Source organism: Curtobacterium sp. SP.BCp, assembly GCF_051903255.1.
Taxonomy (GTDB): domain Bacteria; phylum Actinomycetota; class Actinomycetes; order Actinomycetales; family Microbacteriaceae; genus Curtobacterium.
The window spans coordinates 3,329,798-3,355,511 of the sequence record NZ_CP194338.1 but is presented as its reverse complement, the minus strand read 5'-3'; the positions used below and the strand labels follow the sequence as shown (position 1 = coordinate 3,355,511).

Genomic DNA, 25,714 nt, shown 5'->3' with positions numbered 1-25,714 from the left:
GTGACCGACATCGTGCAACCACCCGTCGGGACGGCCTGGCACCGAGCGACGCTCCTGGCGTCCTTCGGCCGGTTCTGGCGCGGGTACACCGTCTTCTCGGGCCGAGCAGCGCGAGCCGAGTTCTGGTGGTGGGTGCTGTGGTGGTACATCCTCGCCAGCATCGCGCAGATCCCGTACCTGATCGGGATCCTCACGTGGCGGCCGCAGGACGTCTCGCCTGCGGACGAGGCGGTGATGGAAGAGGCGCTCCGGGCGATGAACCCGTTCCCGGTCTGGTGGACGCTCCTGTCGTCGTTGCCACCGGTCGGACTCGTCGGTCTGCTGCTGTTCGCCCTCCTCGCGCTCGCAGCACTGCTCCCGTGGATCGGGGTCATCGCTCGTCGGCTGCACGACACGAACCGTTCCGGCTGGTGGGTGCTGCTGGCCGCCGTCCCGATCGGCAACGTGGTCCTCATCGTGTTCCTCACGCTCCCGTCCGACGAGCGCGGCGCCCGGTTCGACGGGCGCGGCGCCCGGTTCGACGGGCGCGGCGCCCGGTTCGACGGGCAGGGCGCCTGATCCGACGATCCGACGTCCGGGCCGGGCGCCCGACATGGTCGGGGCGCACCGGCGGTACCGTCGGGGGATGACCTCCGAGATCCTCCGGTACACCGCCTTCGCCGCCGAGCCGGGTGGGGGCAACCCGGCGGGCATCGTGCTGGACGCGGCCGGCATGTCCGACGCCGAGATGCTGGCGACGGCCCGCGAGGTCGGGTACTCCGAGACGGCCTTCGTCGTCGGGGGAGCCCTCGACCGCCCGGTCGTCCGGTACTTCTCGCCCGCGGCCGAGGTGCCGTTCTGCGGGCACGCCACCGTCGCCACCGGGGTCGCGCTCGCCGAGCGGCACGGCACCGGGGACCGCGTGTTCGTCACCCCGGCGGGGGAGATCGCGGTGCACACGACGACGGGTGCGGACGGCGCGGTGCTCCTGGCGATGACGAGCGTCGAGCCGTGGACGCGCGAGGTCGACCCTGGTCACCTCGCCCGGCTGTTCGACGTGACCGGGATCGGACCGGACGACATCGCCGACGGGTTCCCGGTGCTCGAGTCCTTCGCGGGCAACCGCCACCCCGTGCTCGTCCTCACCGACGCCGAGCTCTTCCACCAGTTCCGGTTCGACCCGCGCGTGCTCGCCGAGCTGAAGGACGAAGCCGGGTGGGCCGGCACGGTGACGGTGCTGCACCGCACGGGGCCGCTCGAGTACGAGGCGCGGAACCTGTTCCCCGCCGGCCGCATCACCGAGGACCCCGCGACGGGATCGGCCGCGGCGTCGACCGGGGCGTACCTCCGGGCGGTCGGGGCTGCCCAGCCGGGAGACCGCGTGGTGATCCGGCAGGGGCGGCACGTCGGACGCCCGAGCGTGCTGCTCGTCGACGTGCCCGAGGCCGGGGGCACCACGGTGACCGGCGGCGCCACCCCGGTGTGAGGTCGTTCCGGAACGGTACCGGACTCCCTCTTGACACGGATAAGTCAATACGCTGGACTAATCCTGCGCGCGGGTGACGGCACCCGCGGACATCCCGTGCAAAGGAGCACCGATGAAACGCCGCACCCGAATCATCGCCGGTCTCGCAGCCGTGGCAGTCGCCGCGGTCGGACTGGCGGGTTGTTCCAGCTCAGGGTCCGCCTCGAGCGACACCATCAAGATCGCGTACCAGAAGTTCGGCGCCTTCCAGCAGCTCGACGCCCAGATGAAGGAAGTCAAGAAGGAGTACGAGAAGGAGTACCCGGGCAAGAAGGTCACCCTCGTGCCGATCCAGGCGCAGGGCAACGACTACTACACGAAGCTCGCGCTCATGAACAAGGCGCCGGCGACCGCGCCGGACGTCATGTACGAGGACACCTTCCTCATCAAGGCGGACGCGCAGGCCGGCTACCTGTTGCCGTTGGACAAGTACACGGCGAAGTGGAAGGACTGGGACCAGTTCTACGACAACGCCAAGCAAGCCGGTGAGGGCGTCGACGGCAAGACCTACGGCGTCTCGATGGGCACCGACACCCGGGCCCTCTGGTACAACAAGGACATCTTCAAGAAGGTCGGCCTCCCCGTCCCGTGGGAGCCCAAGACCTGGGACGACGTCCTCGCCGCCGCGAAGACGATCAAGGAGAAGGACTCCGGCGTCATCCCGTTCAACATCTACTCGGGCAAGGCGCAGGGCGAGGCCTCGACCATGCAGGGCTTCGAGATGCTCCTGTACGGCGCCGACGGCGACGGCAACACGCTCTACAAGGACAAGAAGTGGGTCACGGGCTCGAAGCAGTTCGAGGACTCGCTGCAGTTCGTGAAGGACGTCTACCAGGGCGGCCTCGGCCCGACCCCGCAGCAGGCGCTCGACACCAACGTCGGCACGACCATCGCCCAGACGTGGCTGCCGCAGGGCAAGCTCGCGATCGACCTCGACGGCTCGTGGCAGTCCGGTACCTGGCTGAAGACCGGCACCGCGCCGTGGTCCGAGTGGAACGACGTGATGGGGACCGCAGCGTTCCCGACGCAGAACGGTCAGGAGCCCGGCTACAACTCGATGTCGGGTGGCTGGACGCTCGCGGTCGGCAAGAACTCGAAGAACCCGCAGGCGGCGTTCGACTTCATCACGAAGTTCCTCGACAAGGACGGGTCGCTCAAGTACGACACCGAGAACAGCCAGATCGCCGTCCGCAAGGACGTCGCCGAGGACAGCGCCTACACCGACGCGAACCCCACGTTCAAGTTCTTCTCCGGGCTGGTGGAGCACACCAACTTCCGCCCGGCGACGAGCGACTACTCGCAGGTCTCGAACGCCATCCAGGTCGCGATGGAGTCGGTCATGACCGGGCAGCAGAGCCCGAAGCAGGCCGCCGCCGCGTACGACCAGGCGGTCGAGCAGGTCGTCGGCAAGGACAACACCGTCTCCGCCGGCTGACGGACGGCACGTCCTGACGGACGTCACCACCTGACGGACGTCACCACCTGACGGACGTCACCACCTGACGGACGGGAGGCACGGCTCGCGACGTGCGCCGCGCCTCCCGTCCGACCCTCCCCACCTTCGGAACCCTCTCCGCACCCGGAAGGCAACCCACCGTGTCCAGCACCCCCCTCGCGCCGACCCTGTCGGCGCCCGGTGCGCCGCAGCGCACCGACCCGCCGGCACCGCGCAAGCGGAGGCCGCTGCGGAACGTCGGACGGGCCGTCCCCCTCCTGCCCGCCGTCGTCCTCCTCGTCATCTTCCTGCTCGGCCCCGTCATCTCGTCGTTCTACGGGTCGTTCACCAACTCGGCGCTCACCGGCGTCGGCGCCTCCGACCAGCAGTTCGTCGGGCTGAAGAACTACGTCGAGCTGTTCCAGGACCCGGACTTCCCGAAGTCCGTCATCCTCACCGTCGTCTTCCTCCTCGCCTCCGCCGTCGTCGGGCAGAACGTGCTCGGCCTCGGGCTCGCGCTCCTCATGCGCAGCGCGAACAAGGTCGTCCGGTCGATCGTCGGCACGTTCGTCGTCGCCGCGTGGGTGCTGCCCGAGATCGTCGCCTCGTTCGCCGCGTACGCGTTCTTCAACGACCAGGGCACGCTCAACGAGTTCCTGAAGATCTTCGGCATCACCGGGCCGAACTGGCTCTACACGCTGCCGATGCTCTCCGTGATCCTCGCGAACATCTGGCGCGGCACCGCGTTCTCGATGCTCGTCTACTCCGCCGCCGTGCAGGAGGTCCCCGAGGAGATCACCGAGTCGGCCGAGGTCGACGGTGCCGCCGGCTGGCAGCGCCTCGTCTACATCACGATCCCCGTGATCCGCCGCTCGATCTCGACGAACCTCATGCTCACGACGCTGCAGACGCTGTCGGTGTTCACGCTCATCTTCGTGATGACGGGTGGCGGGCCCGGCACGAACTCGTCGACGTTGCCGATCCTGGCGTACCAGGAGGCGTTCAAGTTCTCGCAGCTCGGCTTCGGGACGGCGATCGCGACGATCCTGCTCATCGTCGGCGCGGTCTTCTCGATCATCTACATCAAGGCACTGAAGCCGGAGGTGGACTGACCATGGCCCTCACCGCTGACCGCCCGGTCGCGAACGCCACCCGCGCGGTGACCGCCTCCGGCGCCCTCCACATGACCTCCCCGCGCGGCCGCACGATGCGCTGGGTGTCGAACGTCGTGCTGCTCGTCATCGCCGTCTGCTTCGCCGTGCCGCTGCTGTGGCTCGTGCTCGCATCGCTCGACACGCAGGCGTCGCTGTCCGTGAAGATGCCGACGCAGTTCACGCTCGACAACTTCGCGAAGGTGCTCACGCCGGACCTGTCGTTCATCCCGCTCGGCAACAGCCTGCTGCTCTCCGGCGGCACCGCGGTCGTCACGGTCGTCGTCGCGATCCTCGCCGCGTACCCGCTGTCCCGGTACAAGATGCGCGTCAACAAGCCGTTCCTCTACAGCATCCTGTTCGGCACCGGCCTGCCGATCACCGCGATGATGGTCCCCGTCTACGCGCTGTTCGTGTCGCTCAACCTCATCGACAACGTGTGGGGCTGCATCTTCTTCCTCGCCGCGACCAGCCTGCCGATGGCGATCTGGATGGCGAAGAACTTCATGGACTCGGTCCCGGTGTCGCTCGAGGAAGCGGCCTGGACCGACGGCGCCTCGATGCTCACCACGCTGTGGCGCATCGTGATCCCGCTCATGCGCCCGGGCATCGCCGTGGTGTTCATCTTCGTGTTCATCCAGGCGTGGGGGAACTTCTTCGTCCCCTTCGTGCTGCTCCTCTCGCCCGACAAGGTGCCCGCCGCAGTGAGCATCTTCAACTTCTTCGGCCAGAACGGCGCCGTCGCCTACGGGCAGCTCGCCGCGTTCTCGATCGTGTACTCCGTGCCGGTCATCGCCCTCTACGTGCTCGTGTCCCGGGGCCTCGGCGGCGGCAACGCCCTCGCCGGCGGCATCAAGGGCTGAGCCGGAAGGAACCTCCTCCATGCACTCCGACGAACCGCTCGTCCACGCCCGGATCGCCCGGCTGGTCCGCGACCGCATCGACCCCGCCGTGCACCGCCGCTCGGCCCCCGTCACGATCGACGCCTGGCAGGTACCAGACGAACCGGTGCCGTTCGCCACCGCCGTCGCCGCCGAGTACACCCCGTTCGACGGCGGCGCCTGGGGCGGGAAGCCCTGGGGCACGACGTGGTTCCGGATCCGCGGCACCGTCCCGGCCGACTTCGGCACCGCACCCGGCACCACCGCCGAGCTCCTCGTCGACCTCGGCTTCACGAAGCGGAACCCCGGCTTCCAGGCCGAGGGGCTCGCGTGGCGTCCGGACGGCACGACGATCAAGGGCATCGAGCCGCACAACGACACCGTCCCGCTCGAGGTCGGCCCCGGCGAGTCCTTCGAGGTCTACGTCGAGGCCGCCGCGAACCCGGACATCGGCGGCGACTCCTTCCAGGGCGCGACGCCGCTCGGCTCGAAGTCCACCGCCGGCTCCGACCCGATCTACCGCGTCCGCCGCATCGAACTCGTCGAGCGCGACGACACCGTCTGGGAGCTCCAGCAGGACTTCTGGGTGCTCCGCGGACTCATGGGGGAGCTGCCCACCGACGGCACCCGCGGCGCGGACCTCCTCCGCGGCCTCGAACGCGCCGCCGACGCCCTCGACCCCGACGACGTCGCCGGTACCGCTGCCGACGCCCGTGCGGTCCTCGCGCCGCTGCTCGCCGTGGGCGCCTCCGGGTCCGCGCAGCGCGCGATCGCCGTCGGCCACGCGCACATCGACTCCGCGTGGCTCTGGCCCGTCCGCGAGACGATCCGGAAGTGCGCGCGCACGTTCTCGAACGTGCTCGACCTCATGGACCGCGACCCGGACTTCACCTTCGCGTGCTCGTCGGCGCAGCAGTACGCGTGGATCCGGGACGGCTACCCGTCGATCTGGGAGCGCATCAAGCAGCGGGTCGCCGAGGGGCGCTGGATCCCGGTCGGCGGCATGTGGGTCGAGTCCGACACCAACCTCCCCGGCGGTGAGGCCCTCGCGCGGCAGTTCGTCGCGGGCAAGCGGCTGTTCCTCGAGGAGTTCGGCATCGACACCCCCGAGGCCTGGCTGCCGGACTCGTTCGGCTACTCGGGTGCGCTGCCGCAGATCGTCCGCGCCGCCGGCTCGAAGTGGTTCGTCACGCAGAAGCCGTCGTGGAACGAGACGAACGTCATCCCGCACACGTCCTTCCACTGGGAGGGCATCGACGGCTCCCGCGTCCTCACCCACCTGCCCCCGGCCGACACGTACAACTCGGACGTCTCGCCCGCCGACCTGCACCGTGGCGAGCGGCAGAACAAGGAGCGGGGCGTCGCCAACACCTCGATGCTGCTCTACGGCTTCGGCGACGGCGGTGGTGGACCCACCCGCGAGATGGTCGCCGCAGCCCGACGCCAGCACGACCTCGACGGCTCGCCCCGGGTCACGCTCGGCACGCCCGCGGACGTCTTCGAGGAGCTCGAGCGCGTCCTGCCCGAACCCGCCGTGTGGTCGGGGGAGATGTATCTCGAGTTCCACCGCGGCACCTACACGTCGCAGATCCGGACGAAGCAGGGCAACCGCCGCTCGGAGCACCTGCTCCGCGAGGCCGAGCTCTGGGCCGCCACGGCCGCCGTCCGCCACGGCCTCGACTACCCGTACGAGGAACTCGAGGAGGCCTGGCACACCGTCCTGCTCCAGCAGTTCCACGACATCCTCCCCGGCTCGTCGATCGCCTGGGTCTACGAGGTCGCCGAGGAGAACTACGCCCGGGTCGCCGAGGTCCTCGAAGGCCTCATCGGCACGGCGACCACCGCGCTCGCGAACGCTGGGGCCGAGGCGCTCGCCGGGGTCGGAGCCGCCTCGGCCGCGGTCGGCGGCCACGGCGCCGGACTGCTCGACGCTCCGAGCCCCTCCACCACCGGCGAGGGCGCTGCCGACGCCACGGCTGCCGGCGGGCAGCTCGTCCGGTTCAACGCCTCGCCCGTGGCGGCGGGCGGGGTGACCGCCCTGGGAGGTTCGCCGACCGACGGGGAGCGAGCCGTGCCTCCCGTCCGACACGGCGACCACCTCGTGTTCGACACTGGCATCGTCACCGCGACCGTCGACGCGGCCGGCCACGTCGTGTCGCTCGTGGCGAACGCCACCGGCCGCGACGCGATCGCACCGGGGTCCGCCGGCGCGGAGTACACCGTGTTCCGCGACACCCCGAACCAGTGGGAGGCGTGGGACATCGACCGCGCCTTCCAGCGCAACGGCACCGTGCTCGTCGCCTCGGACGTCACCGTCGACGGTGACACCGTGGTCGTGCAGCGGTCCTTCGGGTCGTCGACGATCACGACGCGCTACTCCGCCGTCGAGGGTGCCCCTGAACTGCGGATCGAGACCGAGGTCGAGTGGCACGAGCACCAGAAGCTCCTCAAGCTGGCGTTCCCGCTCGACGTCCGGGCGTCCGTCGCGTCGAGCGAGATCCAGTTCGGGCACATCGACCGGCCGACCCACCAGAACACCTCCTGGGACTCGGCCCGCTTCGAGACGAGCGCCCACCGGTGGGTGCACGTCGCCGAGGCCGGGTTCGGGGTCGCGGTCGCGAACGACTCGACCTACGGGCACGACATCACCCGGTCGACCCGTGCCGACGGCGGCACCACGACCCTGGTCCGTGAGTCGCTGCTGCGCGCACCCACGTTCCCGGACCCGGACGCCGACCAGGGGCGCCACGTGTTCCGCACGGTGCTGCGGGTCGGGGCGACCGCGCTCGACGCGGCGGACTCCGGCTACCGGCTGAACCTGCCGGTGCGGTCGGTCCCGGGGTCGGCCGTGGTCGACCCGCTCGTGACGGTGTCGTCCCCGCAGGTGTTCGTCGAGGCCGTCAAGCTCGCCGAGGACCGCTCGGGCGACGTCGTCGTCCGGCTCTACGAGGCCTCGGGCGGTCGGGCGTCCGACGTCGGGGTGTCGTTCGGGTTCGACGTGGCGTCCGTCTCCGCGGTCGACCTGCTCGAGCGGCCGGTGGAGTCGTCGTCTTGGGGTGCGGGGGAGCCGGTCGTGCTCACCCTGCGCCCGTTCGAGATCGTCACGCTGCGGGTCCGACGGGCCTAGCGGAGGACGAGCCGGGCCCGAGGCAGCGGGTCCGGCGGAGAGGCTGCGGCGTCGGGGGAGCTCGGGTGCGCTCCCCCGGCGCCGCGCTGCGTGCGCGAGCGGGGCGGGGCTGGGCTGGGCTGGGCTGGCTGGGCGGGGCTGGGCTGGGCTGGTCGTTCCGGGCGTGGGTGGTCGATCCGGGCGTACCTGGCCGGAACTTCCGACCAGGTACGCCCGGAAAGATCAGGTATCGCGGACGCTTTGGGAAGGAACGCTCTTCCTCCACAACGTTCGGTCCGGGAGGCCCGTCCACAGATCTCGTGGACGGCACCGCTGTGCGCGGGTCGCGTGGGCAATCTGCCGTGCATGAACGAACCGCTGCCGATCCTCCGAGCTTCGGCCATGCACGAGGCCGGTGCCGATGCCACCACCCTGCGCCGACGAACCAGCGCGCACGGCCCGGACCGACTCGTCCGCGTCGGCCCCAACGCCTTCGTGCACGGGGCACGATGGGACGCTGCGGGCCCGCGACAGCGCTACGTCACACGCGTGTACGCCAGGCTCGGTCGCATCGGAGTCCGCGCAACGGCATCGCACGATTCAGCGGCAGCGATCCACGGCCTGCCGGCGCTCCACGGCTGGGACGTCCCGGTGCACGCCACGGTGCCGACGTCGATGTACCGCGGACGGACCTCGGCGCTGGTGTTGCACTCGCGCGCCGTGACCGACGCCGATCGGATCGAGGTCCGGGGCATCCACACGACGACGCTGCCGCGGACCGTCGCGGACATCGCGCTCGCCGGCGACTTCCGCTCCGGTGTCGTCGTCGCCGACGCGGCACTCCGGGGCGGTTGCCCTCGCGCCGCGATCTGCGCCGCGGTGGGGTCGACGGCACGGAGCCGCGTCCTCGCCACGTCCGTCATCGAGTTCGCGGATGCCCGCTCCGGTTCCCCCGCTGAGTCCCTCGCGCGAGTGGTGTTCCGGGAACTCGGACTCCCCGCCCCGGTCCTCCAGCAGCCGTTCGTCGTCGCAGGCCGTCGGTACGAGGTCGACTTCTGGTTCCCCGAGCAGGGCGTCGTGATCGAGGTCGACGGCCTCGCGAAGTACACGCAGGCGCGGTACCGGAACGGCCGCACGCAGGAGCAGGTGGTCGTCGACGAGAAGCGCCGTCACGAGGCCCTGCTCACCGCCTCGGCCGTCCGCACGATCATCCGGCTGGAGTGGCGCGACCTCTTCGATCTCGACACGCTGACCCGCCGCCTCCGCATCGCAGGTCTGCCGTGCCTCCTCCGCCCGGTCCGGAGCGCTCGCGACGTGAGACGGTGAAGCGGCACAGGGAGCCGTCACTACCGTGGCGCGCATGGCCGTCACGGAGATCTGGCTCGTCCGCCATGGGGAATCGGAGGCGAACGTCGCCGCCGCCCGCGCCGAGGCCGAGGGAGCGGACGTCATCGACGCCGGGCACCGGGACGCGGACGTCCCGCTGAGCACGCTCGGGGAACGGCAGTCCCGTGCCCTCGGCACCGAGCTCGCCGATCGCGCGCTCGACGACGTCCCCGTCGCGCTCTGGGTGTCGCCGTACCGCCGCGCGCAGCAGACCATCGCGATCGCGCTCGAGCACGGTTCGCTCGCCGAACCCCAGCGCCGCACCGACGAACGGCTGCGTGACCGCGAACTCGGCGTGCTCGACCTGCTCACCCGGCAGGGCGTCCGCAACCGGTACCCCGACGAGGAGCGCCGCCGCGAGTGGCTCGGCAAGTACTACCACCGGCCCGCGGGCGGGGAGTCCTGGGTGGACGTGGTGCTGCGGCTCCGCTCGGTCCTCGCCGACGTCGACCGGCTGCACGACACCGAGCGGCTGGTCGTCGCCGCGCACGACGCCGTGGTCATGTTGACGGTCGCCGTCTGCCTCGACCTCGACGAACCCGCCCTCATGGAGTTCGCCCGGACGCACACCGTCGCGAACGCCTCCCTCACCCGACTCCGACGCGACGCCGTCGGTTCCCCGTGGTCGCTCGAGGAGTTCTCCTCGGTCGGCCACCTCGACGATGACGAGGTCACCGAGCACGGCGGCCGGAAGGACGACGCCCGTGTCCGCTGACCCCATCACCCCGAACTTCCTCCGCGACTGGGCGCTCCCCGAGCCGGGCGCCGGCAAGTACGGGCGCGGGCAGGTCCTCGTGGTCGGAGGCGCCGCACGGACGCCCGGCGCAGCGGTCCTGTCGGCGCTCGCCGCACTCCGGGTCGGTGCCGGCCGGCTCACCCTCGCGGTGGCGCGGAGCGTCGCATCCCAGGTTGCGGTGGCCGTGCCCGAGTCCGGCGTCGAGCCCCTCGACGAGGACCCCGACGGCCACGTCGCGGTCGGGGCCGGCGAGGGCATCGCTGACGCGGCGGCGTCCGCGGACGCGGTGCTCGTCGGACCCGGACTGGACGAGCCCGAGGGAACGCGCGACCTCGTGGCCTCGCTCGCGCGGACCGTCGGCCCGGACACCCTCGTGGTCCTCGACGCCTTCGCACTGGGCGTCGCGGCGGACCTCCGACAGGAACTCGAACCACTGCGCGGGCGTCTCGTGATGACGCCGAACTCCGGGGAGGCCGAACGACTGCTCGGCCGCAGCTGCGGCGATGACACCGTGGCCGACGCCGTCGAGATCGCGGAGCACTTCGGAGCCGTGGTGGCCCTCGGCGACGCGATCGCGACCCCCGGCGGCCGGACGTGGCTCAAGGGGACCGGATCCGGCGGTCTCGGGACGAGCGGCAGCGGAGACGTGCTCTCGGGCGCGATCGTCGGGCTGCTGGCGCGGGGAGCCGACCCGGCGCAGGCGGTCGCGTGGTCGTCGTACGTGCACGCCGCCGCGGGGGACCGCCTGGCCGTGCAGGTCGGGCCGCTCGGCTACGTCGCGAGCGAGCTCGTCGCGGAGATCCCGCACGTGCTGGTCGAACTCGGCGCCTGACACACCTGCGGCCCCGTCGCCGGGACGTCCGGCAACCGCTCGTTCTTTCCCATCGCGGTTGGCGTGACTGGTGGAACCGGGCATTCCTGGCGGGAAAGAACGACCAGGCACGCCCGGAACGACCAGGCACGCCCGGAACGACCAGCCGCGACCGCGCCCGCGACCGCGCCGCTACCCGCGCAGGGACTCGACCGCCTTCTCCACCCGCCGCGCCCGCGTCTCGGGTGCCTTCGCCTGGAGCACCGGGTCGACGAGGGCGCGCTGCCGTGAGTTCGAGAGCGTCTCGAAGGCCGCGCGCACCCCGGCCGCGTCGAGTGCCGCACCGAGGCCGTCCGGCACGTCGACGGTCCGGGGCAGGGTGTCGACGTCGATCGTGACCTCGACCGTGTCACCCGCGGCGACCCCGGCGGCCTCGCGGTGCTCTGCCGACAGCGGGACGAGCGACTGCGCACCCATGACCCCGACCGTGGACCGGTACGTGTAGCCGCCGTTCAGGGTGACCACCACCGGCGGGCGCTTCCCGGCGCCGAGCGCGTCGATGACCTCGGGCGGGACCGGGAGTCCGGTGGCCGTCTTCCGGGCCAGCAGGACCGTCGTCGTGAACTGCACGGGGACAGCGAACCACCGGGGTGTCACCACCGCAAGGGCACCGTCGCGGGAGCAACTGTTCGATCCCCGTTCACCGTGCCGATCCGGGCCGGAAACCGGCCCCGGCCATCCTCGTCACCGACCGAGTCGCACAGTCGTGCGGAACGGATCCCCGACCCGGAAGGCACACCCCGTGCAGCACAAGCGCACCCTCGCCGGCATCGCCCTCGCGGCAGCCGCCATCGTCACCCTCGCCGGTTGCTCGGCGACGAGCAGCGCGTCCACGAAGGACGACTCCGACTGGAAGACCGCGACGAGCGCCGAGTCCGCCGGCGGCATGGACGCCCTCGTGAAGGCCGCCAAGGCCGAGGGCCAGCTCAACGTCATCGCGCTGCCGCCGTCGTGGGCGAACTACGGCAAGATCATCGACGGCTTCACGAAGCAGTACGGCATCAAGGTCAACTCCGCGAACCCGAACGGCTCGAGCGCCGACGAGGTCGCCGCGGTGAAGTCGCAGAAGGGCCAGTCCACCGCACCGGACGTGCTCGACCTCGGCAACGCCGTCATGCAGCAGAACCTCGGCCTGCTCACCGACTACAAGGTCGCGAACTGGTCGGACATCCCGGACACGCTCAAGGACGCGGACGGGAAGTGGACGCGCGACTACACCGGCCTGATGTCCATCGGCTACGACTCGTCGAAGGTGAAGACCGCCCCCAAGGACCTGAACGACCTGCTCGGCTCCGAGTACAAGGGCAAGGTCTCGATCGCGGGTGACCCGACGCAGGCGAACCAGGCCGCGAGCGCGGTGTACCTGGCGGCCCTCGAGAACGGCGGCTCGGCGGACGACATCACGAAGGGCGTCGAGTACTTCGGCAAGCTCAAGCAGGCCGGCAACTTCCAGAACGTCCTGCCCTCGCAGGCGACGGTCGCCTCGGGCGAGACCCCCGTCGTCATCCAGTGGTCCTACAACAACCTCGCCTGGGGACCGGCCGCCGGGTCGTCGGGGAACAAGAACTGGAAGACCGTCGTCCCCGAGGGGCAGGCGCTCGGCTCGTACTACTCGCAGGCGATCAACAAGGACGCCCCGCACCCCGCGGCCGCGCGCCTCTGGCAGGAGTACATCGCGAGCCCCGACGTGCAGAACCTCTACCTGCAGGCCGGCGCGTTCCCGTCCACCCTCGCCGCGCTCGAGAAGTCGGGCAAGGTCGACCAGGACGCCCTCGAGGCCGCCGGCGGCATGCCGAAGGACTACGTCGAGCTGACGGACGACCAGGTCACGGCCGCCGCGAAGGTCCTGTCCGCCAAGTGGTCCGCCACGATGGGCTCCTGACCGGCATGACCACCGCATCGGCCCCAGGGGTGCCCGCCGCCCCCGGCACCGTGGCGCCGTCCGCTCCCGTCACCGCCGGGCCGGCCGCCACCAGCGCGGCGCCGGCGGTGACCAGCGGGACCACCGCAGCCGCCGATGCCACCGCCCGCCGCGGCGCCGGACCCCGTGTCCGGCGCCGCGGCGGCGTCGCGTGGCTCGGCCTCACCCCGTTCGCCGCGTACGTCCTCCTGTTCCTCGCCGTCCCCGCCGTCATCGCGGTGGGCAGCGGTTTCTCCACCGGCGACGGCGCGTTCACGTTCGCGAACCTCGCCGCGTTCGCCGACCCCACCGTGCTCCGCGCCTTCGGAGCGTCCTTCGGCCTCTCCGCCGTCTCCGCCGTGGTCGGCGCGGTGATCGGCGCGGTCGTGTGCTGGGCGCTGTCCGCGCTCCGGCCCGACGGCATGGTCCGCTCCGTGATCGACGCCGCGGCGAGCGTGCTCGCCCAGTTCGGCGGCGTCATGCTCGCCTTCGCGTTCATCGCCACGATCGGGGTGCAGGGACTCGTGACGACCTGGCTGGTGTCGACCTTCGGCGTCGACCTCAACGCGGGCGGTGCCTTCCTCTACACGGTCCCCGGGCTCGTCCTGCCCTACGTCTACTTCCAGGTGCCGCTCATGGTCCTCACGTTCATGCCCGCCCTCGAGGGCGTGAAGACGCAGTGGGGCGAGGCCGCCGCCACCCTCGGCGCCTCCCGCGCGACGTACTGGCGGCGCATCGCCCTGCCCGTCCTCGCGCCGGCGTTCTGGGGGTCGCTGCTGCTCCTCTTCGCGAACGCGTTCTCCTCGTTCGCGACCGCCGCGGCGCTCATCTCGCAGGGCGGCATCGTCCCGCTGACGATCCGCGCGCAGCTCACCAGCGAGACGATCATCGGCCTCCAGAACGTCGCCGGGGTGCTCGCCCTCGGCATGGTGATCGTGATGGCGGTCGTGATGGGCGCCTACTCGCTCCTGCAGCGACGGGCCGCGAGGTGGCAGCGGTGACCGCGGGCACCGCTCCGCGGACCCGATCTGGGCCCACGCCGCCGGTCCCGGGGCGACGCGCCAGCGGCGGACCGGCCGAGCCGGTGGGGAGAGGCACGGGTCGCCCCCGCCGGTTCGGCCCGGCCCCGTCCCTGGTCACCGCCGCGATCGTGCTGGTCGTGGTCGGCCTCGTCTTCACCCTCCCCCTCGTCGCGCTCCTGCAGTTCACGTTCCGCCAGGGCACCGACGGCGGCCTGACCCTCGACCACTACACGGCGCTCACCGACCCGGTGAACGCCGCGACCTACCAGCCGGTGTTCGACGGCCTCGGCGCCTCGCTGCTCATCGCCGTCATCACGGTGGCGATCGTGCTCCTGGTGCTCCTGCCCGCGCAGATCATCACCGCACTCCGCTACCCGAGGCTCCGTCGGGTGCTCGAGTTCGTGTGCATCGTGCCGATCACGGTCCCCGTGGTGGTGCTCGTCGTCGGGTTCATCCCCGTGTACCAGGTGGTGTCGCAGGTGTTCGGGTCCGGCGCCTGGACGCTCGCGTTCGCGATCGGCATCGTGTCGCTGCCGTTCGCGTTCCGCCCCATCGCGGCCGCGCTGACGGCGATGGACGTCGCCGTCCTGTCCGAGGCCGCCCGGTCGCTCGGCGCCTCGTGGTGGACCGTGACGTGGCGCGTCCTCCTGCCGAACCTCCGACGCGGGATCACCGCCGCGTGCTTCCTCACGATCACGGTCGTCCTCGGCGAGTACACCCTCGCCTCGTTCCTCTCCCGCACGACGTTCCAGACGGCGCTGCTGCTCGTGCAGTCGACCGACCCGTACGTCGCCGCGATCTTCTCGCTCGCAGCGCTGCTCTTCGGGTTCGTGCTGCTCGTCGTCATCGGCCGGGTCGGCGCACGCCGCCGGCACGCCCCGAAGGAGTCCGCATGACCACCACCGCACCCGCCGCACCCGCCACGCTCGCGAGCACCGGCGCCACGGTCGAGCTCGTCGGCGTCGAGAAGCACTACGGTGCCCACCGGGCCCTCGCCGGACTGTCGCTGCGGATCGAGCCCGGCGAGTTCGTCTCGCTCCTCGGGCCGTCCGGCTGCGGCAAGACCACGGCCCTCCGTGCACTCGCGGGCCTCGAGGCCGTCGACGCCGGCACCATCCGCATCGACGGCTCGGACGTCAGCAGCGTGCCGGTCAACCGCCGCGACATCGGCATGGTGTTCCAGCAGTACTCGCTGTTCCCGCACATGACGGTGCGGCAGAACGTCGCGTTCGGCCTCGAGATGCGGAAGGTCCCGGTAGCCGCCCGTCGCGAGCGCGTCATCGAGGCGCTCGACATGGTCCACCTCGCCGAGTTCGCCGACCGGTACCCGCACCAGCTCTCGGGCGGGCAGCAGCAGCGGGTCGCCCTCGCCCGGGCCCTCGTCACCCGCCCCCGGGTGCTCCTGCTCGACGAGCCGCTCTCCGCGCTCGACGCCAAGGTCCGGGTCTCGCTCCGCGACGAGATCCGCCGCATCCAGAGCGACCTCGGCATCACGACCGTCTTCGTCACCCACGACCAGGAGGAGGCGCTCGCCGTCTCCGACCGGATCGCGGTCATGCGGGCCGGGGACATCGAGCAGGTCGGCACCCCCGAGGAGCTCTACCGCGCTCCGGCCTCGGCGTTCACGGCGGACTTCGTCGGGCAGTCGAACCGGATGCACGGCGACCTCCGCGGCGGCGACGTGTTCGTGTACGGCTTCACGGTGCCGGCGATCGACCGCACGGCGGCGGACGGCCCGGTGGTCGCCTACGTCCGCCCCGAGGACGTGGCCTTCGCCGCGGAGGGCATCACCGGCACGGTCGTCTCGTCGAGCTTCCTCGGGTCGATCCGCCGCACGACCGTCCGCCTCGACGACGACACGATCGTCACCGTCCAGCACGAGGTCGGTGACCGGCGCGCGGCCGGCGACCCGGTGGCCGTGCGCCTGACCGGCGCACCGGTCGCGGTCGCGCCCGTGGGGGAGCGCACCGCGCCCACGCACTGAGCACCGGACGGGAGGCGCGGTGCGACCCCGCAACGCGCCTCCCGTCCGCCCGTCAGCGCTGGAAGCGCGTCGCCACCTCGTCCGACAGCGCGGCGTCGACGCGGGCGCGCATGTCCTCGGACATGGGCGGCAGGGCGTCGAGCGGGGCCCAGAACGCCTCGGTGTTCTCGCCGTCGGCCGGGAACGGCGTGCCCGATACGTAGCGGAACGCGAACACGAGGTCGAGGTACTGCGCCCGGTCGCCGTTCGGGTAGGTCATCTCCGGAAGCACCTGCACCCACGCGAGCCGCACGGCCTCCGCGACGACGTCGGCTTCCTCGAGGACCTCGCGGGCGGCGGCGACGGCGGGTTCCTCGCCGGGGTCGACGATGCCGGTGACGGGCGTGTACGCGCTGGTGTCGGCACGTCGGACGACCAGGAGCTCGCGGTCGTCGCCGGAGCCGCGCGTGACCACGGCGGTGACGCCGGTGAGCCACAGCGGGTGGTTCCCGATGCGCTCGCGGAGGGACAGGACGAAGTCGGGGGTCGGCACGCACCCACGCTACGGCACACCCTGTCGCGGACTGGTCATGACCAGTAGGGTGGGACCGTGGAGATCATCATCCTGCCCACGCCGGCGGAGGTCGGTCGCGTCGCCGCGGCCAAGATCGCCTCCGTCGTCGCGAAGAAGCCGTCCGCCGTCATCGGTCTCGCCACCGGGTCCAGCCCGCAGGGCATCTACGCCGACCTCAAGCGTCGTGTCGACGCCGGCGAGATCTCGTTCGCCGAGGCGCGCGGGTTCGCCCTCGACGAGTACGTCGGGATCCCGCTCGAGCACCCGGAGTCCTACGCGTCCGTCATCGCCCGTGACGTCGTCGGCCCGCTCGGCTTCGACCCGTCGCGCGTCCGCGTGCCGGACGGCCGCGCCGCCGACCTCGAGTTCGCCGCGAAGGAGTACGACGCCGCGATCCGTGCCGCGGGCGGGGTCGACGTGCAGATCCTCGGCATCGGCGCCAACGGGCACATCGGCTTCAACGAGCCGACGTCGTCGTTCGCGTCCCGCACGCGCATCAAGACCCTCGCGCCGTCCACGCGCGAGGCGAACGCCCGGTTCTTCGACTCCCCGGACCAGGTGCCGACGCACTGCATGACGCAGGGGCTCGGCACCATCCTCGAGGCCGGCGAGCTCGTGCTCGTCGCGCAGGGCTCGGCGAAGGCGGACGCCGTCGCCGCCGCGGTCGAGGGGCCGCTGTCGTCGTTCGTGCCCGGGTCGGCGCTGCAGCTGCACCAGCACGCGACCGTCGTCGTCGACGAGGAGGCCGCCGCCGGACTCCGGCTCGCGGACTACTACCGGTACACGTACGACAACAAGCCGGAGTGGCAGCGGTTCGAGTGACCCGGGGGCTCAGAGCGCCGTCGCGAGCCTGCTGAGCGCTTCGTCGAGGGTCTCGGCGGAGCAGCCGAAGTTCAGGCGCACTTGTCCTGCTCCCTGCCGGCCGAAGTCGAGCCCGCGTGACAGGGCGACCTCCGCCCGGTCCAGCAGGACCGCAGCGGGGTCGTCGCCGAACGGCAGTGCGCCGAGGTCGATCCAGGCGAGGTAGGACGCCTGCGGCTGCCGGTACCGCGCGCCGGGCAGCACCTCGTCGAGCCGTTCGGCCAGTGTCCGCCGGTTCACGGTCAGCTCGGTGAGCAGCGACGCGAGCCACGGCCCGCCCGCGCGGAACGCCGCCACGCTCGCGGTGTGGCCGAGGATCCCGGTGCGTTCGACGACCTCGGTCGGCATGCCGTCGAACCACGTCCGCGCTCGCTCCGACGCCCCGACCATGAGCGCGCACTTCGTCCCGGCGAGGTTCCACGCCTTGCTCGCGCTGGTCAGGGCGACGCCGAGGTCGGCGGCTTCCGGGCACGAGTCGAGGAACGGCGTGAAGACCGCGTCGGCGTGGGTCAGCGGCGCGTGGATCTCGTCGGACACCACCACGGCGTCGTACTCCGCGGCGAGGCGGGCCAGGGCGGCGAGCTCGTCCCGGGGGTGCACGAGGCCGAGGGGGTTGTGCGGGTTGCAGAGCAGGATCGTCCGGACGCCGTCCGCGAGGGCCGCGCGGACGCCGTCGAGGTCCATCCGCCAGTCGGCCGTGGTCGCGCCGGTGGTGTCACCCGCTCCCTCCGCCGGCGGCAGCAGGGGGACCTCGGCCGTGGTTCCGCCGGCCTCGGTCACGTAGTCCCAGAACGGCGGGTACACGGGCGGCATGACGACGACACGATCGCCCGGTTCGATGATCCGTCGGAGCGTCTCCACCGCGGCGACCGACACGTCCGTGGTCGTCCGGACGAGGTCGGGGTCGACGCGCCACGACCACCGGTCGGCTGCGAAGTCGGCGAAGGCCTCGGGCAGCGCTCGGCCGTGTCCCACGTAGCCGGTGTCGCCGTTCGTGACCGCCGCGACGAGCGCGTCCCGGACCGGTTCGGCGAGCACCGAGTCCATCTCGGCGACGAACATCGGGAGGACCTCCGGCGGGAAGGCCGTGTACTTCTCGCTCGTGCGGGTGTGGTGCGCGTCGAACGCGGAGACCATGACGCTCATGCAGACATCCTCGCAGCGTCCCGCCGTCGGGGTACGCGCAGGTCCCGCACGCTGCGAGCCGCCGCGCCCGACGCGCCTACCGTGGCGGTGTCATGGCTGCCGAACACCGCAAACCCGTCGAGCCCGATGCGGCTCCCACCGTCGCACACCACGCCGCGCACCACGCGGCGGCCGTCGAGACGCCCGCTGCGCCGTCGACCCCCTCGTCCGCGCCTCCGGCCCGATCGGCAGCGCCCGCGTCGCCCGCCGACCGGGGCGCCGGCGGCGACGGCGACGGCGACGGCGACGGCGACCAGCCGGACCCGAACCGCTGGAAGGCCCTCGTCATCTGCCTCCTCGGCGGCGGCATCGTGCTCCTCGACGTGTCGATCGTCAACGTCGCGCTCCAGTCGATCTCGTCCGGCCTGCCCGGTGCCACCCCCGAGGCCGTGCAGTGGATCCTCTCCGGCTACGCCCTCGCGTTCGGACTCCTGCTCGTGCCCGGCGGCCGACTCGGCGACGCCTCCGGCCGCCGACGCATGTTCGTCATCGGCGTCGGGCTGTTCACGCTCGCGAGCGCCCTCTGCGGCTTCGCACCGAACGGACTCGTGCTCGTGATCGCGCGGCTCGTGCAGGGCTTCGCGGGCGGCCTGCTCACGCCGCAGGTCACCGCCCTCATCCAGCAGCTGTTCCGCGGCAAGGAGCGTGGTACGGCGTTCGGGCTCTTCGGCGCCACCGTGGGCATCGCCACCGCGATCGGCCCCCTCGTCGGAGGGCTGCTCATCACGGCGTTCGGCACCGAGAACGGGTGGCGGTTCGTGTTCTTCGTGAACCTGCCCGTCGGGCTCGTCACGATCCTCCTGGCCTTCCGGTACCTCCCCGCGGCGGCGACGGCCGAGCGTGGCCGGAAGCACGACTTCGACCCGATCGGGATCGTGCTGCTCGGAGCCGCCGTGGTCGCGCTCCTGCTGCCGTTCGTGCAGTCCGAGGTGTGGAAGGGCAACGCGAAGTACTGGCTCGTGGTCGTCGCGGTCGTGTTCGCCGTGCTCTTCGTGCTGTGGGAGCGGCACTACGGCAAGAGCAAGGAGCCGGTCATCGACCTCGCCCTGTTCGGCCGCCGGTCGTTCTCGCTCGGCGTCGGTCTCGCGACGCTGTACTTCGCCGGGTTCACCCCGCTGTTCTTCGTCCTGACGCTGGCCCTCCAGTCCGGCCTCGGGTACTCCGCCCTGCTCGCCGGCCTGTCATCGGTGCCGTTCGCGATCGGGTCCGGCATCGCGTCGACGATCGGTGGCCGGATCGTGCACCGCTTCGGGCGGCAGCTCATCGTCGTCGGCACCGTCCTCGTGCTGCTCGGGCTCGGCGGTGTGATCTGGGTCGTCGCGAACCACTACCGCTCCGACCTCGGCTGGTGGCTCGTCGTGCCGCTGCTCGTCGCGGGTGTCGGGTCCGGCCTCACGATCTCCCCGAACCAGACCCTCACACTGTCCGAGGTGCCGGTTCAGCAGGGCGGCTCCGCCGGTGGTCTCATCCAGGTCGGCGCCCGCGTCGGCTCGGCCATCGGCATCGCGGCGGTCGGCAGCGTCTTCTACTCGGCACTCGCCAGTTCGAAGGGCGACTACGGGCAGGGGCTGCCGCTCGGCCTCGGGGTCGCGCTCGTGTTCGTCGCCGCCGCGCTCGTGGCGGGCATCGTGGACGTCGTCGTGGGGAAGGTGCGCGGGACCGCGGCGTCCGTCTGACGGCTCACCTGCCCATCGCAGCGCGTCTCATTTGAAATACTCGACAAGACATATCACTTCCTTTACACTCGGGATGCGGCTGCAGGAGCCGCGAACCCGAGCGGAAGCGGAGTCATGGCGAAACGCGCACTCATCACCGGCGTCACCGGACAGGACGGCATGTACCTCAGCCGTCTGCTGATCGACAAGGGGTACGAGGTCTTCGGACTCGTCCGCGGCCAGAACAACCCGAAGCGCGCAGTGATCGAGCGGTGGGCTCCCGAGGTGACGATCCTCACCGGCGACCTGCTCGATCCCTCGAGCCTGCACCGCGCCCTCCTGACCGCGCAGCCGGACGAGGTCTACAACCTCGCGGCGATCTCCTTCGTCGGGTACTCATGGGAGAACGCGCACCTCACGAGCCAGGTCACCGGCAACGGTGTGCTCAACATGCTCGAAGCCATCCGCCTGTACTCCGCTGATGATCCCGGTCGGGTCCGCTTCTACCAAGCCTCGTCGTCGGAGATGTTCGGGCGAGTGCAGGAGGTGCCGCAGCGCGAATCCACGCTCCTCTGGCCTCGCTCGCCGTACGGTGTGGCCAAGGTCTTCGGCCACTACATGACGATCAACTACCGCGAGTCCTACGGCATGCACGCGTCGTCCGGCATCCTCTTCAACCACGAGTCGCCCCTGCGCGGCCCCGAGTTCGTCACGCGGAAGATCTCCCTCGCGGTCGCGAGGATCTCGCTCGGTCTCCAGGACGTGATCACACTCGGCAACCTCGACGCGAAGCGTGATTGGGGGTTCGCGGGCGACTACGTCGACGCGATGTGGCGGATGTTGCAGCAGGACGAGGGTGACGACTACGTGATCTCGACCGGCGAGACCCACTCGGTGCGTGAGTTCCTCGACGCGGCGTTCGCCCGGGTGGGCATCGAGGAGTGGGACCGCTACGTCGTGCAGGACCCGGCGTTCATGCGCCCTGCGGAGGTCGACCTCCTCATTGGTGACTCCTCCAAGGCGAGGGACGTCCTCGGATGGACGCCGACGATGTCGTTCGAGCAACTCGTCGGGGCGATGGTGGATGCGGACGTCGCGCTCGAGCAACCGCGCGCGGCAGCCTGACGGCCATGAGCAGTCGCATCGGGACGGCGCTCATCACCGGCGTCACCGGCCAGACCGGCAGTTTCCTCGCGGAACTCCTGCTCGAGCGCGGGTGGGACGTCCATGGTGTCCACCACGACGATCGTGCACGGGACAGCGGTCCGGTTCTCCCGGGGGTCCGGATGCACCGCGCAGACCTCACCGACTTCCGTCGGGTGCGGGCGATCGTCGAGGCGACCGACCCGACGACCGTCTTCAACCTCGCGGCGCTCAGCTCCGTGGCGCTCTCGTGGGAGCGGCCCGTCGAGACCGCCATGCTGAACGGTGCGGCGGCCGCCAACCTCCTCGCATGTGTCGACGGCCTGCCCCCGATCATCGGAGGCCGTGGCTTCGTGCAGGCGAGCAGCGCTGAGATCTTCGGGGCGCCGGCGGTGGCACCGCAGGACGAACGCACTCCCCTCGCACCGATCAACCCGTACGGGGCATCGAAGGCCTACGCGCACGCACTGGTCGGCGCGTACCGCTCGAAGGGGCTCCGCGCATCGAGCGTGATCCTCTACAACCACGAGTCGCACCGGCGTCCCGAGACCTTCGTCACGAGGAAGATCACGGCCGGCGTCGCACGCATCGCGCGGGGACTCCAGTCCGAGATCGTCCTCGGCAACCTCGACGTGCGGCGCGACTGGGGGTGGGCGCCCGACTACGCTGACGCGCTCCGGCTGGTCGGGGAGGGCGACGTGGCCGATGACTACGTGGTGGCGACCGGCGAGTCGCACAGCATCCGAGACTTCGCCGTCGCGGCGTTCCGCCGGGCCGCGCTGGCCGACGGCGTGGAACGACTGCGCTCAGACCCGCGGTTCTTCCGGCCCGCGGACTCGTTCGAACTCCGGGGTGACGCGACAAAGATCCGGGACGCTCTCGGCTGGCGTCCGACGAAGTCGTTCGTGGACGTGGTCGCTGCGATGGTCGACCACGACCTGCAGTCCGAGGAGGTCCTCGGCGGCGTCTCGCGGTGACCGCTGAGGGCGCTCGCGACCATCATCGTGTCTCGTCGATCCGGAGCTCGGTCCGTCTCGAGTTCGACCGGCACCGCGGCGTCGGTCTGACGGTCAGCCGACGACGCCCGGCTCGTCGGGTGCGCTGAGCGCGCGTCGCATCTCGGCAGTACTCGTCTCCCAGAGCGGAGCATCGGTCCGGACGACGGCGAGCACGTCATCGACCATGCCGGTCCGAACGGAGACGCCTCGCGCTCGCGCGGTCCGTCGGACGGCGGTGCGGAGCCCGGCGACCGGGGTGGCCGTGTCGGTGCGCACCACGGCCTGCCCGACCGTCCGGGCGTGCTCGACCAGCGCGGCTGCGACGGCGTCGACGTCCATGCGGCCGATCGTGCACCCACCGCAGCCGCGATGGACTCGGTCAGGTCCGGAGCTCGGTCCGCACCGGCTTCAACCGCTCCGGGGCGTCCGTCGCCGGCGACCACTCACACGTGAACGTCCCGCGGTACCCGAAGAGGAACCCGAACACGCGGTTGTGCACCTCGAGGTCGACGTGGAACGCCTCGTCCTCGTCCGACCACCACTCGTGCAGGGTCGCCCGCCCGCTGAAGAGCATCGGGAAGCGGAAGGCGATCGGCCCCTCGTAGAAGCGCTGCGCGTCGGACCGCAGGACGAGACCACCGCGCTCGTCGACCGAGAGATCGAGGTCCACCGCCAGGTGCTGGTGAGATCCGAGGTAGTCGAGCACCCGTCCGTCCACGAGCACCATCGTCGCGTCGAAGCGAGCGGTCCGTCCGGGCTTCGTCGTGTAGGTCCGCACGAACGTCACCGTCTCGCGGCCGTAGCGGTCGCGGTACGGGTAGTTCTCGATCGTGAACGGCACGTCCGTCCCGACGTCGGGCACGAGGATGTTCCGCAGCCGCCCGATCTGCAGGAACGGCACGGTCCACCACGGTCCGCGACGGATCGACGCCATCACGCCGCGCCCCGTGCACGCCTCGGCCGCGTCGAGCCCGACGCCGAACCGGCGCTGCATCATGGGGTGGAGCCGCTGGAAGTCGGCACCGAGCGCCGCTTCGAACACGGAGGTCACGGGTTGCCTCCCGGGTCGGGGAGCGCTGCCAACGTGGCAGGCGCGTCGTGCAGGTGGTCGGCTCGTCGGGACCCGCCAGCGGGTGCGCGGAGCGTCCTGGAGGCACGGGGCCGGCCCCGGCGCCAGGGCTTCAGGACCGAGGTGAGCGGCCAGGCCTCCGGTTCGCCACCACCCTCCAGCCAGACGCGGAGCCGATCGAAGCTCCAGGCGGTCGCCCACCCGAGGAGCGGGCGGACGACGAGGTCGAGCGGACCCCAGCCGCTGTCGTAGTCGTAGCCGGTGATGAACCGCGTGCGGCCGTCGTCGGTGGGGACGTACCGCCAGTAGCCACGGCCGGAGCGGATCGGCGACAGCGGGTCCGGGGTCGAGAACCGGAGCGCGGAGGTCCTGGTGCCGTCGGGACGTCGGCGCTCGCCGATGCTCACACCGGTGCCGTGGACGTCGTGCACGGGGGACCGTCGGACGTAGGTGAACCGCACGGCGTCCTGGTCGGCGTCACGTTCGGGCAGGATCTCCGAGAACCGGACGTCCCACCGCACGTGCTGGGTCGGGTCCTGCGTCGCCGCCCACACCCGCTCGAGGTCGGCCGCGATCACGGTCTCGACGTAGATCCCCCGGTTCCGCACGGTGCGAGCATAACGACGCGGCGGTGGCGGCCGGGGACCCGGACGCCACCGCCGCGCACCGGCTCGTCAGCCCTGCGGGACGCTGTCGACCACGGATGTCGTGACCGCGGACGAGTCGAACACCGTGCCCGCGGGCCACAGTCGGCTCGCCGAACCGGTGAGGGTCCTCGAACCGAGGTACGCGCCGGTGTCCGGGTCGATGACGATCTCCGAGTGTTCGCCGTCGCGGTTCGGCTCGTCCCGGCCGATCGCCGTCCCGGTGTGTCCGTCGAGCGTGACAGCGTCGTGGGTGATCGTCGTCCCGGGGATCTTCGCGAGCACCTCGTACATGGCGCTCCGGAGGTCCTTCGGGACGAGGCCGGTCGCGAGGTCGTCGCCGATGAGCGTCGTCATCGCCTCCTCCTGGCTCGCGGACCCGGTGGCGTGTTCTGACACCCAGGTGTAGAGCGCCTCCGGATCCCTCGGCATCTCTGCCAGGTGCGCGGGCGTCAGGTCGTACCCGTCGATGACCCCGCCCACCCCGTGCGAGACGCCCGTCGGGTAGGCGCCGCTGCCCTCGCGCTCCCACTCGGCAGCCGCTTCGGGCTCGGAGCCGGCCGGGAAGAACTGCGTCGGCTCGCCCGAGGTACGCACCTGTGTCCACTCGGCGGACACATCCGCCGGCCGGTAGACCGTGATCGTGTACGGCACGAGCGCGGAGAACACGTTCGCGTCGCCGAAGGACGTCTGGCTCTCGCGCTTCGTCGACACCTCGAGGAACTGCCCCGGCCCGACCGTCGGGTCACTCGCCGCGACGGTCTCGTCGGCGGCCTTCTGCAGGACCTCAGCGGCGGTGGCGGCCTGCGGCTGCGACCCCACGACCGGCAGACGGTCGGAGGCACCGGTCAGGTTCCCGCCGACGATCACCGTCGCGAGGGCGGTCACCGCCGCGACGGACCCCACCGCCCCGAAGGTCCAGCGGGAGCGGCGACGACGACGGTGGATCGTGCGGTCGAGCACCGCGCGTCGGATCGGACGGATGGCTTCGTCGAGGGCGGCGCCCTCGGGCGGCGGTGCGGTGATCACAGTGTCTGCTCCATCTCGTGCAGCGCGCGGCTCGACTTCAACTTCGCGCGGGACCGTTGGATGCGCTTGCGCGCGTTCGTGGTGGTGAGGCCGAGCATCGCGGCGGCCTCGTCGTAGGACCGGCCCTGGAGCAGGCAGAGCTCGCAGAGTTCCCGGTCGGGCGAGTCGAGCGAGGCGATCTCCGCACGGACCCACCGCAGCTGGTGCACGGCTTCGTCGTGCGCGACCTGTCGGTACCAGGCCTCGGACGCGCCGCTGTGTTCGTCGACCTCGTCGGTGCGGGACGACCGTCGCTGCCGGTTCGTGTTCATGGCGACGTACCGCGTCGTGGTCAGCAGCCACGGCAGCGCGGACGCTCCGACGACCCCGATGTCCTTCCGACGGCGCCAGGCGACGAGGAACGTCTCCTGGACGATGTCGTCGACGTCCGACCGCTCGTCCGCGAGCCCCCACGCGTAGCGGAAGACCGCCCGCGAGTGCCGATCGAGCAGGACGGTGTACGCCTCGGCGTCGCCCTTCGCGACGGCGGCGACGAGCGCTGTGTCCGGGACGGTGCCCGGCCCCCTTGGTGTGTTCACGATTGCCTCCGAACAGTGGGTGT

25 protein-coding genes are annotated in these 25,714 nt (G+C 71.4%); 17 read left to right on the top strand and 8 right to left on the bottom strand.

Annotated features, from left to right (window positions below; all coding sequences use genetic code 11):
* The 9 genes from ACRQ4C_RS16045 to ACRQ4C_RS16005 all read left to right on the top strand — a co-directional run bounded on the left by ACRQ4C_RS16045 (position 1) and on the right by ACRQ4C_RS16005 (position 11,031).
* Complete coding sequence (locus tag ACRQ4C_RS16045; RefSeq protein ID WP_439689385.1) at positions 1–558, top strand: DUF805 domain-containing protein; 558 nt, start codon at positions 1–3, stop codon at positions 556–558.
* Between the two features lie 67 nt (positions 559–625).
* Positions 626–1,465 (top strand): PhzF family phenazine biosynthesis protein, encoded by an 840-nt coding sequence (locus ACRQ4C_RS16040; RefSeq protein WP_439689384.1) that lies wholly within the window; start codon positions 626–628, stop codon positions 1,463–1,465.
* A gap of 112 nt (positions 1,466–1,577) precedes the next feature.
* The gene (locus tag ACRQ4C_RS16035; RefSeq protein WP_290133659.1) at positions 1,578–2,939 is read left to right on the top strand and encodes an extracellular solute-binding protein; all 1,362 of its coding nucleotides are present in this window, start codon (positions 1,578–1,580) and stop codon (positions 2,937–2,939) included.
* A 161-nt stretch (positions 2,940–3,100) separates the two neighbouring features.
* Entirely contained in the window at positions 3,101–4,051 is a 951-nt protein-coding gene (locus ACRQ4C_RS16030; protein WP_439689382.1) for a carbohydrate ABC transporter permease, read from the top strand.
* 2 nt (positions 4,052–4,053) lie between these two features.
* A complete protein-coding gene (locus ACRQ4C_RS16025; RefSeq protein WP_439689381.1) occupies positions 4,054–4,953 on the top strand; it encodes a carbohydrate ABC transporter permease in 900 nt (299 codons plus the stop codon).
* A 19-nt stretch (positions 4,954–4,972) separates the two neighbouring features.
* Complete coding sequence (locus ACRQ4C_RS16020; protein ID WP_439689380.1) at positions 4,973–8,098, top strand: alpha-mannosidase; 3,126 nt, start codon at positions 4,973–4,975, stop codon at positions 8,096–8,098.
* 345 nt (positions 8,099–8,443) lie between these two features.
* Positions 8,444–9,403 (top strand): hypothetical protein, encoded by a 960-nt coding sequence (locus ACRQ4C_RS16015; protein ID WP_439689378.1) that lies wholly within the window; start codon positions 8,444–8,446, stop codon positions 9,401–9,403.
* A gap of 34 nt (positions 9,404–9,437) precedes the next feature.
* Positions 9,438–10,178, top strand: coding sequence for a histidine phosphatase family protein (locus ACRQ4C_RS16010; protein ID WP_439689377.1), 741 nt, complete (start codon positions 9,438–9,440; stop codon positions 10,176–10,178).
* A complete protein-coding gene (locus tag ACRQ4C_RS16005; protein WP_439689375.1) occupies positions 10,168–11,031 on the top strand; it encodes an NAD(P)H-hydrate dehydratase in 864 nt (287 codons plus the stop codon). The genes ACRQ4C_RS16010 and ACRQ4C_RS16005 overlap by 11 nt, the downstream gene beginning before the upstream one ends.
* A 171-nt stretch (positions 11,032–11,202) precedes the next feature.
* Here ACRQ4C_RS16005 and ACRQ4C_RS16000 read toward each other — a convergent pair whose 3' ends face one another.
* Positions 11,203–11,640 carry a YdeI/OmpD-associated family protein gene (locus ACRQ4C_RS16000; protein WP_439689374.1) on the bottom strand — a complete coding sequence of 146 codons (438 nt, stop codon included), beginning with the start codon at positions 11,638–11,640 and terminating at the stop codon, positions 11,203–11,205.
* A gap of 172 nt (positions 11,641–11,812) precedes the next feature.
* On the opposite strand from ACRQ4C_RS16000, the gene ACRQ4C_RS15995 reads away from it, so the two are divergent.
* The 4 genes from ACRQ4C_RS15995 (at position 11,813) to ACRQ4C_RS15980 (ending at position 15,976) form a co-directional block, all read left to right on the top strand.
* Positions 11,813–12,952: an ABC transporter substrate-binding protein gene (locus ACRQ4C_RS15995; RefSeq protein ID WP_439689372.1), complete on the top strand. Its 1,140-nt coding sequence runs from the start codon at positions 11,813–11,815 to the stop codon at positions 12,950–12,952.
* A gap of 5 nt (positions 12,953–12,957) precedes the next feature.
* Positions 12,958–13,971 (top strand): ABC transporter permease, encoded by a 1,014-nt coding sequence (locus ACRQ4C_RS15990; protein WP_439689370.1) that lies wholly within the window; start codon positions 12,958–12,960, stop codon positions 13,969–13,971.
* A gap of 83 nt (positions 13,972–14,054) precedes the next feature.
* Positions 14,055–14,888: an ABC transporter permease gene (locus tag ACRQ4C_RS15985; protein WP_439689369.1), complete on the top strand. Its 834-nt coding sequence runs from the start codon at positions 14,055–14,057 to the stop codon at positions 14,886–14,888.
* Complete coding sequence (locus ACRQ4C_RS15980) at positions 14,885–15,976, top strand: ABC transporter ATP-binding protein (RefSeq protein ID WP_439689368.1); 1,092 nt, start codon at positions 14,885–14,887, stop codon at positions 15,974–15,976. Before ACRQ4C_RS15985 ends, ACRQ4C_RS15980 begins: the two co-directional genes overlap by 4 nt.
* Positions 15,977–16,028: 52 nt before the next feature.
* Here ACRQ4C_RS15980 and ACRQ4C_RS15975 read toward each other — a convergent pair whose 3' ends face one another.
* Positions 16,029–16,508 carry an NUDIX hydrolase gene (locus tag ACRQ4C_RS15975; RefSeq protein ID WP_439689366.1) on the bottom strand — a complete coding sequence of 160 codons (480 nt, stop codon included), beginning with the start codon at positions 16,506–16,508 and terminating at the stop codon, positions 16,029–16,031.
* A 57-nt stretch (positions 16,509–16,565) separates the two neighbouring features.
* Here ACRQ4C_RS15975 and nagB point away from each other — a divergent pair, with 57 nt between their 5' ends.
* Positions 16,566–17,351, top strand: coding sequence for a glucosamine-6-phosphate deaminase (gene nagB, locus ACRQ4C_RS15970; RefSeq protein ID WP_439689365.1), 786 nt, complete (start codon positions 16,566–16,568; stop codon positions 17,349–17,351).
* Positions 17,352–17,360: 9 nt separating this feature from the next.
* On the opposite strand, the gene ACRQ4C_RS15965 is transcribed toward nagB, so the two are convergent.
* Positions 17,361–18,536 (bottom strand): MalY/PatB family protein, encoded by a 1,176-nt coding sequence (locus ACRQ4C_RS15965; RefSeq protein ID WP_439689364.1) that lies wholly within the window; start codon positions 18,534–18,536, stop codon positions 17,361–17,363.
* Positions 18,537–18,628: 92 nt separating this feature from the next.
* Here ACRQ4C_RS15965 and ACRQ4C_RS15960 point away from each other — a divergent pair, with 92 nt between their 5' ends.
* The 3 genes from ACRQ4C_RS15960 (at position 18,629) to ACRQ4C_RS15950 (ending at position 22,350) form a co-directional block, all read left to right on the top strand.
* Positions 18,629–20,251 (top strand): MFS transporter, encoded by a 1,623-nt coding sequence (locus tag ACRQ4C_RS15960; RefSeq protein WP_439689362.1) that lies wholly within the window; start codon positions 18,629–18,631, stop codon positions 20,249–20,251.
* A 114-nt stretch (positions 20,252–20,365) separates the two neighbouring features.
* The gene (locus tag ACRQ4C_RS15955) at positions 20,366–21,355 is read left to right on the top strand and encodes a GDP-mannose 4,6-dehydratase (RefSeq protein ID WP_439689361.1); all 990 of its coding nucleotides are present in this window, start codon (positions 20,366–20,368) and stop codon (positions 21,353–21,355) included.
* A gap of 5 nt (positions 21,356–21,360) precedes the next feature.
* A complete protein-coding gene (locus ACRQ4C_RS15950; RefSeq protein WP_439689359.1) occupies positions 21,361–22,350 on the top strand; it encodes a GDP-mannose 4,6-dehydratase in 990 nt (329 codons plus the stop codon).
* A gap of 93 nt (positions 22,351–22,443) precedes the next feature.
* Here the strand turns inward: ACRQ4C_RS15950 and ACRQ4C_RS15945 are convergent, their stop codons facing one another.
* The 5 genes from ACRQ4C_RS15945 to ACRQ4C_RS15925 all read right to left on the bottom strand — a co-directional run bounded on the left by ACRQ4C_RS15945 (position 22,444) and on the right by ACRQ4C_RS15925 (position 25,691).
* Positions 22,444–22,710 (bottom strand): hypothetical protein, encoded by a 267-nt coding sequence (locus ACRQ4C_RS15945; RefSeq protein ID WP_439689358.1) that lies wholly within the window; start codon positions 22,708–22,710, stop codon positions 22,444–22,446.
* 40 nt (positions 22,711–22,750) lie between these two features.
* Entirely contained in the window at positions 22,751–23,422 is a 672-nt protein-coding gene (locus ACRQ4C_RS15940; RefSeq protein ID WP_290133676.1) for a DUF4166 domain-containing protein, read from the bottom strand.
* Complete coding sequence (locus ACRQ4C_RS15935; RefSeq protein WP_439689357.1) at positions 23,419–24,048, bottom strand: SRPBCC family protein; 630 nt, start codon at positions 24,046–24,048, stop codon at positions 23,419–23,421. The genes ACRQ4C_RS15940 and ACRQ4C_RS15935 overlap by 4 nt, the downstream gene beginning before the upstream one ends.
* A 66-nt stretch (positions 24,049–24,114) precedes the next feature.
* The gene (locus ACRQ4C_RS15930) at positions 24,115–25,113 is read right to left on the bottom strand and encodes a CU044_5270 family protein (protein ID WP_439689356.1); all 999 of its coding nucleotides are present in this window, start codon (positions 25,111–25,113) and stop codon (positions 24,115–24,117) included.
* A complete protein-coding gene (locus ACRQ4C_RS15925; RefSeq protein ID WP_439689355.1) occupies positions 25,110–25,691 on the bottom strand; it encodes an RNA polymerase sigma factor in 582 nt (193 codons plus the stop codon). Before ACRQ4C_RS15925 ends, ACRQ4C_RS15930 begins: the two co-directional genes overlap by 4 nt.
* Positions 25,692–25,714: the final 23 nt, after the last annotated feature.